8 protein-coding genes are annotated in these 13,864 nt (G+C 46.1%); 5 read left to right on the top strand and 3 right to left on the bottom strand.

Annotation, left to right across the window (positions count from 1 at the left end):
* Window positions 1-19: 19 nt before the first annotated feature.
* The 3 genes from QT996_RS00040 to QT996_RS00030 all read left to right on the top strand — a co-directional run bounded on the left by QT996_RS00040 (window position 20) and on the right by QT996_RS00030 (window position 5,192).
* Window positions 20-1,027 carry an ATP-binding protein gene (locus QT996_RS00040; protein ID WP_333043754.1) on the top strand — a complete coding sequence of 336 codons (1,008 nt, stop codon included), beginning with the start codon at window positions 20-22 and terminating at the stop codon, window positions 1,025-1,027.
* Between the two features lie 423 nt (window positions 1,028-1,450).
* The gene (locus QT996_RS00035) at window positions 1,451-4,369 is read left to right on the top strand and encodes a PAS domain-containing protein (protein WP_333043753.1); all 2,919 of its coding nucleotides are present in this window, start codon (window positions 1,451-1,453) and stop codon (window positions 4,367-4,369) included.
* A gap of 325 nt (window positions 4,370-4,694) precedes the next feature.
* Window positions 4,695-5,192: a hypothetical protein gene (locus tag QT996_RS00030; protein WP_333043751.1), complete on the top strand. Its 498-nt coding sequence runs from the start codon at window positions 4,695-4,697 to the stop codon at window positions 5,190-5,192.
* Between the two features lie 66 nt (window positions 5,193-5,258).
* On the opposite strand, the gene QT996_RS00025 is transcribed toward QT996_RS00030, so the two are convergent.
* From QT996_RS00025 to QT996_RS00015, 3 genes are all read right to left on the bottom strand, one after another.
* The gene (locus QT996_RS00025; protein ID WP_039886668.1) at window positions 5,259-5,624 is read right to left on the bottom strand and encodes a response regulator transcription factor; all 366 of its coding nucleotides are present in this window, start codon (window positions 5,622-5,624) and stop codon (window positions 5,259-5,261) included.
* 688 nt (window positions 5,625-6,312) lie between these two features.
* On the bottom strand, window positions 6,313-8,658 hold the full coding sequence (locus QT996_RS00020; RefSeq protein ID WP_333043750.1) for a polysaccharide biosynthesis tyrosine autokinase: 2,346 nt from the start codon (window positions 8,656-8,658) through the stop codon (window positions 6,313-6,315).
* A gap of 291 nt (window positions 8,659-8,949) precedes the next feature.
* Window positions 8,950-10,431, bottom strand: a complete 1,482-nt coding sequence (locus QT996_RS00015) for a polysaccharide biosynthesis/export family protein (protein ID WP_333043748.1) — start codon at window positions 10,429-10,431, stop codon at window positions 8,950-8,952.
* Between the two features lie 365 nt (window positions 10,432-10,796).
* Between QT996_RS00015 and QT996_RS00010 the strand changes: the two genes are divergently transcribed.
* Window positions 10,797-12,140, top strand: coding sequence for an O-antigen ligase (locus QT996_RS00010; protein ID WP_333043746.1), 1,344 nt, complete (start codon window positions 10,797-10,799; stop codon window positions 12,138-12,140).
* A 54-nt stretch (window positions 12,141-12,194) separates the two neighbouring features.
* Window positions 12,195-13,541, top strand: a complete 1,347-nt coding sequence (locus tag QT996_RS00005; RefSeq protein ID WP_333043745.1) for a flippase — start codon at window positions 12,195-12,197, stop codon at window positions 13,539-13,541.
* Window positions 13,542-13,864: the final 323 nt, after the last annotated feature.

Below are 13,864 nucleotides of genomic sequence, written 5' to 3'. Positions count from 1 at the left end.
GAGTTCCCAGGGGCAGCTTTTGGAAAGCAATCAAGCTTTTTTGCGCTTGTTTGATGCCAGCAATTTAGCAGATGTCCAAGGGATTTATCTTGAGCAATTGTTTGTGCAACCCCTAGGTTCAGGGGAGTCTCGGTCTCAAAATATCGAAATTACATTTCCTTTGGCAGACGGTCGAGTAAAATGGATTCGGTTTACTCAATATCTCTACAGTGTAGAAGGTGAAACTACCATTGAGGGATTGGTGGAAGATATTACGGAACTCAAGCAAGCAGAACTTGCTTTGCGCGAATTTAATGAAACTTTGGAAGAGCGGGTGAGAGAGCGTACTGCTGAGTTAGAAGAAGTTAACGCACAGCTCGAATCGTTTACTTATTCAGTTTCGCACGACTTGCGCGCTCCTCTGCGGGGAATTTTGTTTTTTGCTGAAATGTTGCTTAAAGATAAAGGCAACGAGTTGGATGCTACCGCACAGGATTACTTGTCTCGGATTAATGACGCTGCAAGTCTGATGAATACTTTAATCGAAAATTTGCTAGAGTACGGCCGTCTCAGCAAAGCTAACTTGCCACTACAAGCAGTTTCTCTTAATTTAATTGTGGCTCGCTCGATCGCGCAACTAGAGGCGGAAATTGCTCAAAAACAAGCTCGGATAACGGTTGTTGAAACGCTACCTACTGTGTTGGCCCATCCTGCTACCCTGCTGCAAGTCTTGGCTAATTTGCTCTCCAATGCTCTTAAGTTCGTGCAGCCTGGGATAGAGCCGCAGGTGCGAGTTTATGCAGAAGCTGACGACGAATATATCTATCTTTGGGTAGAAGACAACGGTATTGGTATTGAAGAAAAATTTCAAGAAAGGATTTTTGGGTTGTTCGATCGCCTGCACGGTCAAGAAGTGTATCCAGGGACAGGAATAGGGCTGGCGATAGCGAACAAAGGAGTTGATCGGATGGGGGGTGCGATCGGGCTGAAATCCACAGTGGGAATCGGTACCCGCTTCTGGGTAAAATTACGCAAGTGCGAGAGTTGAGGAAGTAAGTTCGGCAACGCGCAGTGAATCGGGATTTAAAAGATGAGGTTCTAGGGAAGAGGGTTTTAACAGCAATATTCTGCTGTAGCTCAAAGAATTAATCAACCCGCTTGTTCACACCCGAAGACAGAATAAACAATTAGTATAGTGATAGTTAACTAATCTCTGGCACCTTTCCCGCCTGAGCATGGTTTCTGAGCGATTTTACAACAACTTACTTAATTAATTTGCTTGTGGGCCCGCCCCTAAAAGGCTGGTTGAGGATATTACAAGCTGTAAAATATAATAAAATACAAGCAAATACAATAAATTTATTGGCAAGTCTAATTAACCCACCAAGTACATATTTAAATGGTCGAGATTGCTCAATAACATATTGTTAGATTTAAAAATGTTTGCGCCCCTATAAAAAGTCAAAGGCTAATGCTCTCTATTCTGTTAATCGACGACAACCCGAACGATCGCCTGATGATCGAGCGAGAACTGAGGAAAACTTTTCCCGATTTAGAAATTAAAGCCGTTATTGATCTCCAAACTCTAGAATACATCCTGGCAGCCGGCGGTTTTGATATAGTAATTACCGATTACCAACTGCACTGGAGCGACGGATTAACTATTCTCCAAAAAGTTCACAGTCGCTACCCCAATTGTCCGGTAATTATGTGTACTGACAGCGGCAGCGAACAAGTGGCAGTCGAAGCTATGAAAGCCGGCTTAAGCGATTACGTATTCAAAGGGCGGCACTTCAAGCGACTGGCGGGGGCTGTGGGCGAAAGCTTGAAAAATCAGCAGTTGCGTGAGAAATACGCGAAAACGTCGGCGCAGTTGGCAATTTCGGAGGAAAGGCTGAGGTTGGCGATCGAAGCCTCGAAAATGGGAACTTGGGATTGGAATTTATTAAATGGCGAGGTGGTTTGGTCGGAGGGACACGAACTGTTATTGGGGTTAGAAAAAGGCAGTTTTGCGGGAAATTACGAAGCGTTTTTTGCCTGCATTCACCCGGATGATCAGGCCTCGATCGCCCGCGCTGTTGCCTTTGCTTTAGAAAACAAAATAGAATACCAATACGAATTTAGAGTCATTTGGCCCGACGGCAGTTTGCACTGGATCGCGAGTAGGGGCAAGTTTTTTGATGATGATACGGGTAAATCGGTGCGATCGAGCGGCGTGGTTTGGGATATTACCGATCGCAAATTATCGGAAACGCGGGTGCAAGAAAGCGAGGAAAATTTGCGCTTTGCTCTAGAAGCAGCTAACACGATCGCTTTTACCTGGGATGTGGCATCGGGGGAAGTCCGCCGTTCGTCCAATGCCGAAACACAGATGGGTTTGGGCCCCGACAGCACCTGTGGTACTTTTGAGCAAAAAAAGAATGCCGTGCATCCAGAAGACCGCGAAAGGTTTTTGGCAGATGTGGATGCAGCACTCACCGGGACGGGAGTTTACGAGTCGGAATACCGCAAAGTGCGACCCGACGGCTCAGTGATTTGGCTTCACGACAAAGGGCGGGTGGTTTTTGACGCATCCGGCACACCCCTTCGGCTGTTTGGGGTGGCGATCGACATTACGGATCGCAAACAATTAGAATACGACCGCTCGCGCGCGTTGGCCCGTGAGCGGTCGTATTTGCGCCGCCTGCAGAAGTTAACCTCCGCGTCAGTAGCTATTAACTCCACGCTGTCTGTGGCAGAAATACTTCAGTTAGCAGCCGATAGCGCCCGCCAAATTCTCGAAGTCCACCAGGTAGCGGTCAACCTCGACCCTGCCGCCACATGGGATGCGGGAATGAGCAAGTTTTCCATGTCAGAAAAATACGCCGCGTGGCAAGATTACTGCGAAGAGCCAGACGGTACGGGCATTTACCAGCAAGTTTGCCAGCACCAACAGCCGATGCGGATGACTCAAACCGAGTTAGATGCTCACCCGGCCTGGCGGGGGTTCGGCAAGGCTGCGGGGAAGCACCCGCCGATGCGGGGCTGGCTGGCTGTACCGCTGACGACTCGGGACGGCAGAAATCTGGGATTGATTCAGTTGTCGGACAAGTATGAGGGGGAGTTTGCCGAAGATGATGAAACTATTTTAATGCAGTTGGCTCAGGCGGTGTCGGGGGCGATAGACAATGCCCGACTTTACGAGGAATCTCAGCAGGCAAATCGCATGAAAGATGAGTTTTTGGCCACTCTTTCTCATGAGCTGCGATCGCCCTTAAACGCGATTTTGGGCTGGGCGCAAATGCTGCGGCACCGCAGTTTGAGTCCGGCTGCTACTGAGCGGGCTTTATCCACTATTGAGCGAAATGCTAAATTGCAAACTCAATTGATTGAGGATTTGCTGGATATTTCGAGAATTATTCGCGGTAAGTTGACTTTGAATCCTTGTGCGGTAAATTTGATTTCGATGGTGGAAGGAGCGATGAATACGGTGCGGTTGGCCGCCGATGCTAAGTCGATCGATTTGCGGTTTGCAATTGGAGATTTGGGCTTAGAGACTGCTGAATTTTCCAAATTTGGGGAGGTTTCTGGCAATCCTGAATTTCAGTTAAATCCGAGATTTTGGGTATCAGGAGACCCTGGCCGCTTGGAGCAAGTAATTTGGAATTTGCTGACGAATGCGATTAAGTTTACGCCGCGCGGGGGGCGAGTTGAAATCCGGCTTTCGAGAGTTGATTCGGAGGTTGAGCTGGCTGTTACCGACACGGGAATTGGGGTTGCTGCGAATTTTTTGCCTTACGTATTTGACTCTTTCCGCCAAGCGGATGCTACGATTACTCGCAATTATAGCGGTTTGGGGCTGGGTCTGGCGATCGTCCGGCAGTTAGTGGAACTCCACGGTGGCACGGTTTGGGCCCAGAGTCCGGGACTGGATATGGGATCGACTTTTAGTTTCCGCCTCCCTGCGATGCAGGTAAATTCGATACCCGACGAGGAAGGGCAGGTTTTGGCTGGCGCTGGTAATTTACTGGGAGTTAAGGTTTTGCTGGTTGATGACGAGGTTGATTCGCGGGAATTTATGAGGTTTGTCTTGGCAGATTCCGGGGCCGCTGTCATGGCTGCATCCTCTGCTGCTGAGGCGTTTGAGGTGGCTTCGCAGTTTAGCCCTGATGTTTTGGTCAGCGATATTGGAATGCCGGAGGAAGACGGCTATTCGCTGCTACGAAGGCTGCGTTCTTTGAACACCCAGGGAGGGAAATTTTGGGCGATAGCTCTGACGGCTTATGCTAGGGATGAAGACCGCGATCGTGCTTTTGCTGCGGGTTTCGATCGACATCTATCTAAACCTGTGCAACCCGATGTCTTGGTAGAGACTATAGTCAAGTTGAGGCAGCAAGGGCTAACAACTTAAAAAATTCAATTAATAATTGATAATTGGTAATGGGAATTGGGAATTGTGTTTGTAGTGACGACTTTAATCCTCATAAAACTCGCTCGGACTTGCATTCCTCACTACCAATGTATAATGCTTATTTTACCGGACACGAGCTGATCAACCAGACTCGATATCGACGGCAATCGCTCAACAGAGAAATATAAAAATTTGTATTTTTCCAACTATTCCACTTCTTGTGGGGTCGAGGTTCTAGCTCGCCTAAAATATGCAATTTCTATGCCGATTAGGTGATTGGTTTGTGTTAATATGCTAAAATATCCAACAACCACGCGGTAATTAGGTGGACAAACTTCAGACAGATATAGAGGCAATTTACTCTAAAATTGAGGAATTGCGCCTGGAACGCCAGCAGCTTAGTATTGCCGCTGCTGTCCCAGCCGGTGATTCGCCCCAAGCGATCGCCGATGCTTATCGGCGTCACGCCAGGGAAACAGCACAAGTGTCAGCAGAAGTCAAGGGGATTGATGATGCGATCGCAGCTCTGTCTGCTCAACTAAGTCAGAAACAGCAGCAATCGGTAAAGTTGCAAAGAATCACTCCGATGGAGCAGCAAGTTGAAGAAGGAAGAGCGCTCGCTCACGGACACGCGGAACGGATTAATGAACTGGCGGCGGAACTGGCGGCGGAAGTGAAGGGACTCAAAGCCATCGCCGACCAAATTAGTCCCAGCTACTGGCAGGTTTATTACAAGCCTTTTATTACGGGTTTTAAGAGTATTACTGTTCCCTACGTGCGATCGGACGGGGATGTTTGGACTATTGTCAATCGAGTAGTTTAGAGAGGCTGCGGGAGCAGAAATAATCAGCGCTCAAGACAATTTTTTTCCTGTCCCTATTCCTCTACCTCAACCTCGCAGCAATTGCTTAATAGTGCCGACCAATTCCTGTGGGTGAAATGGCTTGGCGATGTAAGCGTCGGCTCCTTGTTTCATTCCCCAGTAGCGATCGAACTCTTCACTTTTGCTCGAACACATTACCACCGGCAAATTTTGGGTTTTAGGGTCGCTTTTGAGCCGACGACAGACTTCGTAGCCGTTCATCCGGGGCATCACGATATCCAGAACGACTAAATCTGGGCGGTTAGCCTTGATTTGCTCTAGAGCTTCTACGCCATCACTCGCTACCGTGACGTTGAGTCCTCTACCTTTGAGCAAGTCGGCGATCATCTCCCGCAGAGTGACGCTATCATCAACAACCATAACTGTACTCATAAAGATACACTCATCAAAATACTCGGTAAGTGGGAAACTCAGCGTCTTTAGACCTGAGAGGGGTGGTTCGACGTAGCCCGCGCGAGCCACGACTAGGGCAGTTTTAACTGCCGCGACCATTCAATATGGCCTGCGGGAATGGTTCTTTCAAACGAGCGTGTATTTAGACCAGGGTAACAAACATATTTCCACCTAGTTTTTGCGTTGAAACTTTTACGAACTTCTGGTAATGTAGTACCGCTACATATATTACCGTTTTTGTGAAAATTTTAACTTTTTTTCCTGTAGCTGTCTACACAGATTTGACCCAATTATCAGCAAAACTTAGAAACACCTAAGTATCACGCCAACTGTTGACACCCTTGGTTAAAGATAACTTACCCACTTTTGTTGACTATCTTACTTTTTATTAAAATTACCGAGAAATCTCGGTTGACAGAGCTAGCTCTGTTTGTTAGTTTATCACTGTTATCTCAAGAATAGCATTTTTGCCTCAAACTCTGATTTTGTCCGTATCCTTTTCCCTGCTAGTAGGATACCTCAACCAAGGGCAGGGACAGAGCTGTTTGATTCTCTTGTAGGGGCAATCTCCCGTGGTTGCCCCCATCTCCCCATCTCCCCATCCACAGAAAATGAAACAGCCCTGCATCGTTGGTGGTCAGCCTTTCGGTAGACCTCTTGGTCAAGCTCAGATACGAGTATTTGGTGTTTTACTACCCAAAACCGGGAGTTGATTGTTGTAGCCAGTATCAAAACCCATTGGTCTAGGCGACGAGGCTTGTCTAGAGCCTTTAATCCCATTCACAACTGTTCCTAAGACAGAAGCACGGGAAATTTTTAGTCCTTCTAATGCTTGAGTGACCAGAGAGCGGTCGGTGCGCTCGATCTTCACCACCAACAATGTGCCATCAGTCTCAGCAGCCAGGATACGTGCATCCGCCAGCCCCACCAGCGGTGGAGTGTCATAAATTACTAAGTCGAAAAAGGTTTGAAATTGCTCCATGAGATAAAGCATTTTTTGGGATGACAACAGTTTAATCGGGTCATGGAGATTATGCCCAGCAGTCAGAACGAACAGGTTGTTTTCTTCTGGCGATTTTTGAATCGCGTCGTTGAGGCTGAGGTCTGTGGCGATCACATCCGTGAGTCCGCGCACGTTTGGTAAGCCTAACAACAGGTGAAGTTGAGGCAACCGCAAATCTGCATCTACCACCAACACTCGCAAACCAACACTTGCTGCCGTCTTCGCCAGGTGAAAAGCAATGGTAGACTTGCCATCGCCTTTTACCGCTGAAGTAATCACCAACGATCGCATCGATATCCCTGGACTTAGCAACCGGAGATTCGTATAAAGAGAGGCGAATGATTCTAGAAAAGAATAATCTAAATCTGTGCGGAACTTGTTGCTCCCCGCCTGTAACTGCCGACTCTTTGCCGGATCATCGGCAAAATTCTCCACCGCTGGTATACGATGATTCGATTTTTTGGTGATTCTTTTGAGTTTTTGCGATCGAGGCACTACACCTAAGATAGGTAGTTTAGTTCCCCACTTCACCTCTTCCGGCGTGTGGAAAACCTTGTCGAGAACCTCTACAAGAAAACCTACTGCTAGACCAAACAGTAAACTCAACACTAATGCGATCGCCAAATTTTTCGTCTTATTTGTAGGAGTCACCGATAAAGGACTGCCCTGTTCATTCGTCATGATCGATGGTTCCTTGATCACCGTCCACGGCGTGTCCTGTTGCCCCACAGCTAGCTTCAGCGTTTCCCGTTTAGATAAAAACACCTTCAGGCTCTCTGTCGCCACCCCTAACTCTCGATCTAAATCCCCATACTGTCGCATGACCGAAGGCAAATCTTTGATGGTTTTATTCAAATTATTTTCACTTGCCATCAGGCTTCGCTGCCGAGATTCTAGCTGCTGAATTTGACCTTGAACAGTCTTGAGCGTCGATTCAGCCTCTTTCTCCAACAGGCGACGCATATTTTTCTGCTTTTCTCGCAAAGACTGCATCGGCGGACTATCTTCACGATACTGGGTAGAACTAACTGCCAGTTGAGTTTCTAGCGTCTGGAGCTGACCTACTAATACCTCATACATTTTAGGGTTGATCGCCACTACTCCGGCTGTATTTCCTTGACTTAGCTGCTCCTTAAGATTTTTGTACAACTTCCTCGTTTCAGCAAGTTGCGCTTCAATGGAAATTAGCTGAGAGCTAATACCGCTTGCTTGGTCAGTAAAGCTTTTGCTGGTCTGATCTGGCAAGCTCAGGTTAGCTTGCTGGCGTAGCAATTGCAATTGTTGCTGCAGCTTATCTACTCGCATCCGCAGCGCTGGGAGCTGGCTATCAATATACGCCATACCACTTCTCGTCTGCTTCAGGCGCTCTTGGCGGCTATACTCTAGATAGTATTTGGAAACAGTACCTAAAACAGACTTAATTTTATCCGGGTCTTGATCCTGGTAAGTGAACTCTATAATTTTTGTGCCAGCTTCTTTCCCATCTTTGGAATAGATAATGCGGTTAATTTTTAACTGATTATTGATTTGCGTATAAGTAATATCTCCATAATTAGCTTGCACTTTCTTTAATAGTGGAATCAAAAGTTTCGGGCTCTTTAGAACTCGCAACAGAGTCGGATAATCTACCATACTGCTGTCTTCGACAGAGGAACCGACTTTGTTAACTTCATCAGCGCTAAAATTAGCACTCTGAGACTGAATCAATAATTGAGACAATCGACCTTCAGCCGTGATTGGCTCTACTAAAACCTGGACCCCACCTTGATAGAACCTGTTAATTTTCTTCGTTTTCCACAGTACCAGCGACCCAGAAATTCCGCCCAGCAAAAGTGCGACCGCCAGCATAATCCCCATTCTTCTTTGCACTACGGCAAACAACCAGCCCAAATCCAAAGGCTGTTGCTCATCGCTAATTTCGGTATTCTCTAGAGAGATACCATGCGCTGCTTGAGGCTGAACTCCATTGCGCTTCGAGACCGTTGGCTGGAAATTGTATCCTGTACTCATAGGAAAATTTGGGTTTGAAACCCCGTCCTAAAAGGACGGCTTTACAGTTCTCCACGAGTTGTAAGCTAGAAACCTACAATCCGTTGGTTTTGCATTTTGACACAGGCGTTTTCCTGTGTAAAAATCGTGTATGCCAATGCGGTTTTTTTTTGCATCCTCGCCACCTATAGCGGTTATCAAGCGTGGTGAGGTATGCCCTAGGCCCTAGGCCCTATGCCCGTCGGGTACCTCATCTTTCGCTCGAAAGGCTATATATAGCATTTCCCACTGTTCAACCCTCACTAACAAATTTTATCTAGGCAACCTGATAAGCCCCAAGTTGTTCAGGAATGATAGGATCGCATTACCAGTGCTGGGTAATGCCAGAACGGCAGCAGCGGGACTTAAAATCTGATTAACGGTGTCTATTAGTGTGGCTGTATTAGAGCGCCTGACTACAATGATATCTTTACTGTGGACAACGGGGTTGGTCAGCTCATTGATTCCTTGAGCAAAATCAATTTCTACCATCCGCCGAGAAACAGTGCCGTCAAAATTGAGGCGGATGAGTTCCACCGAAGTCTTTTTAGCTCTACTGGTATTGAATCCTCCTGCCGCCATCAACGCTTGGTTCAGGGTGGTGTTGCTTGCCACCTCCACCACTCCTGGCCTGACTATTTCCCCGACCACGTTCACTTGAATCCTAGCCGGAGAAAAGCTAGCCTCAGCGATTTGAGATACTTCTGCCGGATTGATTTCCGTCGCAGTCAGAATGACAATGGAATCTCCATCTTGCACGATCGTATCTTGATTGACATCACCGCTTTCCAAAAGTTGCCAGAGGTTGACGGTAAAGATTTTTTCTTTACCAGCACTGGTGGGGCGGCGCACTAGAACTTGGCGAATGTCAGCTTGAGGCTTGAGACCTCCAGCTAGCTGAATCGCCCGTGTCACAGTTGGCAGTCCTTGGACGCTTTGACCCGATGACGTATCTCCTCCGACCACAACATACCGTCCCGGTCGGACTACCTCTCCTACCACTGCCACTGTGCGAGCTTGATTGGCGGGGGAGGCAAAGGTAGACATAGCAATTTGGCGGGCTTCTTCTAGATTTACTGCGGTCGCAGTGGGTATGAAAATGGCATCTCCATCCCGCAAGGTAATATCCACAGGCACATTGCCTGTCTGTAAGTATTGCCACAGATCGAAGGTGGTGGTTTGGATTTGACCCACTCCGCCCGCTCGTCGGCGCAGCTCTACCCGCCGAATGTCAGCGACTTGGGTCACGCCCTGAGCTTTTTCTACAGCTTGCACTAAAGTGGGAAATTGTACAGAAGGGACATTGCCTGCTCCTGAGTTGAGGGCAAGGGTATAAGAGCCTGGGCGGTTAACTTCTCCTGAAATCCAGACGTTGAGAGGCCGCGTTGCTTGCAGACTGAGTGTAACCTGGGGGCGTTTGAGAATAGGTTTGTAGGCTTGGGAAATAGCCGTACTTGCTTCCTCCAGAGTCAGTCCTTGGATAGAGATACTGCCAATTAGAGGTAACTGGATCACCCCACCCGCAGGAATCTGGTAGGTGCCACTGAATTGGGGCAAGTCGAAAATATCGATGCGGAGGTTGTCTCCGCCTCCGAGAGTGTAAGTACCGCTTGGGTTGGAGGATCTGACTCTCACAGGAGCGATCGCACCATTCCGTGAAGTTGGTTGCTGGGCGATTGTCGGCTGCGGGGAAGCTACATCAGTTATAGCTAACAGGCTCAGACCAGTCAGTATTGGGATTATTTGTCTAGGCAAACTTGCGTTCACAATATTACAATGTAATTTGATTAGTTACTTTAGCGTAACCTAGTGAGTAAAAAACTGCCAAACTATCGGTTCTAAGTAGAAGGCAAAAGGCAAAGAGCATTCGTCATAAGAGAAAATACTTAAGTCGCCGGCTCTATCGCTCTGACAATAGACATCTTGCATAATAATTGTGGAGCCGGCATCCTGCCTGTTCAAAATTGTTTTTTTTGGAGAGGTCTAATATTGAGAAACGTTTGAATATAAAAATCCTGTGTCCGCTAGTCGCCTAGATAAATCAGAATCTCAGTCACGAAGAGTCCTGATAATGTGAAGAAACAGCCAAATCAAGAGAAATATTTAAGGTTGGACTAGAAATGAAAGAAATTATCCGCGAGCCTTTATTTTTGCTGATTCTTGTGGCGATCGCAGTTATTGTAATGATGTTGATGTATCAAGCAGTAGCCAGAGATCAAAAATTCGGAATCAAGGTAGAAAAATTTTTTGGTGGCATACTTCTGTTTGCTATTTCAGGAGCGACTGGTGCAGGAGTTATGCCTTTTAGCAAGTTGCATCCGGCTGTGATGGCAGGCCGCGACACAACTATGCCCACTGTTGTCGGACAGATCGTAATTTATGGTGCTTTCCTGTTCATATTATCTCCTCGTCTACGTTCGACGCTGAAAGATTATTTAAAAGCATTATTGATTACTATGACTAGCGATCCGTCTTTAGCGGTGCTTTTATTCATGATATCGTTCTCGGTGTTATGGTCAGATTCTACTGATGTTAGCTTAAAAAACGGTTTAGTGATTTTAGAAACAACTTTTATCGCTATCTACATAGGAAAACAATATAGTTGGCAAGAGCTATATCCTTGGTGGCGCACGGTTAACTTATTCGTTCTATTATGGAGTTTGGTCAAAACTAATGGGGATGCGGCTGGGTGCTGGAATGGAATATTAGGCCATAAGAACCAGTTTTCATTTTTCATGGCTCAAACATCGGTTTTGTGGTTTTTGTTTGCCTTTTACTCCCCGAAGAATCGCCGTTTGGCGATTGTCTTCGGTTTGTTAGCTTCCTTGGGAGTCCAAAAAGGATGTAGCGGGGCAAGTCGAATCTTGGTTGTTATTTTATTGGGTCTTTGCTTTTATTTCAGCGTCATCAAAAAATTGCCGGTTCAGTGGGCTGTCGTTTCAGTCATACTTTTCCTAATCATCAGTATTGGTCTAGCAATTGTGGTGATTAATAATCTCGAGGCGATCGTTGTCGGTGGTCTCCAAAAAGATATGACGTTGACAGGGCGAACGGAATTTTGGCCACAAATCGTAGAAAAAATCAATGAAAGGCCTGTGTTCGGCTATGGAGTTGCTGGTTTTTGGCAACCTTGGCGCGGTTTGGAAAATCCTGCTCACGGTATTATTATAGTTAAAAGCCAATTTGTCCCGCCCCATTCTCACAATGGCTTTTTAGACTTAGCCTGCGATTTAGGTTGGGGGGGATTGATATTATTTGTGTTGTCATTTTTAAACAATATTGTGAAGGGAGTGGTGTATTTAACCCGCGCGCGACTGCCGGAAGGTGGCTTGCCTCTTTTCATCTTGACCTATACACTAATGACAAACCTGACGGAAACAGGTCTTTTTGGGTCAACCAGCGTTTGGTTTTGGTACATTGTCATGTCAGTCCGCCTTAGCCTAGACGTTTCAGAAAAGAGTTGAACTGAAAGAGAGCTATTTCAAAAAATCACCTGCTGTGTAACGAATCGAAAATTTATGATATTAGACAAGCTCTTTGCATTTATCGATAGACTCAGCCCAGGACTGCGTAAGGTGATTATCAACACAACTTGGCTGTTTGCTGACAAGATCTTGCAGCTAGGTGTGGGTCTGCTAGTAGGGCTTTGGGTCGCTCGTTACCTACAACCAGAGAGATTTGGCTTGCTCAACTATGCGATGGCGACAGCGGGACTATTTGCTCCGGTTGCTAGCCTTGGGTTGAAGTCGATCGCGATTCGCGACCTATCTAGAGATTCGTCTAATAAGGAAGAAATTCTCGGTACAGTTTTTGTCTTAAAAAATATCGGTAGCTGGATAGCTTTATTTTTAACGGTAGGAACAGTGATTCTGTTGAATCCTACGGAACCCTATACTCAATTGTTGGTAGGGATAGCAGCATTCGTCAGCCTGTTTCAGCCTTTTGAAACCATAGATTTCTGGTTTCAGTCGCAAGTGCAATCAAAATATACTGTTATGTCTGCAAATTCCGCTTATTTAATTATGAGCATAGTGAAAATTATACTCATTAATCTCCGAGCTTCACTGATCGCATTTTCCTGGGTGATGGCTACGGAGTCTGCTTTGAGGGCTTTGGGATTGGTGATTGTTTATCAAGTGAATGGGAATCAAATACTAAGGTGGCGATTCAGCGGGAAGCTGGCGGTAGAAATGCTCCAGCAAAGCTGGCCGCTGATTTTGTCGGACTTTATGATCTTCATTTATATGCAGATCGATCAGATCATGATGAAACAGCTTAGTAGCGCTGAAGAATTAGGACTGTATGCAGCAGCAGTCAAAGTTTCTGGACTATGGTATTTTGTGCCTCTGGCTATAGTCGGCTCTGTTTTTCCATCGATTGTTAAAGCTAAAGACATTGGTGAAACTGTTTATAATGACCGCCTGCAAAAACTCTTATATTTAATGGCTGTCATATCATATGCAGTGGCAATTCCTGTGACGCTGTTTGCGGAGCCGATAGTGAATATTCTGTATGGAAAAAACTATCTTGGTGCTGCTCCCTCTTTAGCAGTCCTGATTTGGGCTGGGCTGTTTGTTTGTTTGGGAAGCGCCAGAAGTACATGGCTAATCACGGAAGGGCTGTTGAATCTTTCGGCCACTACAACCGCTGTGGGTGCGGTGGTTAATATTATTTTGAACTTGATTTTAATTCCCCGTTATGGTGGTTTGGGAGCAGGTATTGCCACTCTGATTGCACAAATGGCGGCTTCTTATGTAGCTCACGCATTTTATCCGGAAACTAGAAAGATGTTTTGGATGCAAACGAAAGCTATTTTTATGATCGGTATTATCAAAGAAATACGTCAATTTTTATCTACGAAATAAACAAAATAGATGGATATATAGCAATCCTAAATCAGTTTCAATAACTTCCAGGCGTTTCGCCTCTTAATCAATGTCACTTGTCACTCGGGAGCGTGTCACTTTTGCAATAAGTATAAATGCTCAGAAAAAGCAGAATAGTAGCTTTGAGCTATTGTTGAGCAAAATAGGCGAAAATAGTAATGTAAGGATTCAGGTCTTTGATTGGGGAATAAGAGAAAGCATGAAAAAGTTACAAGAATGGGCAGATAAGCTGATACGCAGCTAGATTGTATAATATAAATATAAAATAAGCGCTCATTAGTTATAATGTATGCCAGCCAAAA

The sequence above is a fragment of the Microcoleus sp. S13C4 genome, from assembly GCF_036700865.1.
Lineage (GTDB): Bacteria > Cyanobacteriota > Cyanobacteriia > Cyanobacteriales > Microcoleaceae > Microcoleus.
The sequence above is the reverse complement of the archived record's forward strand: the minus strand, read 5'-3'. Positions and strand labels throughout refer to the sequence as shown.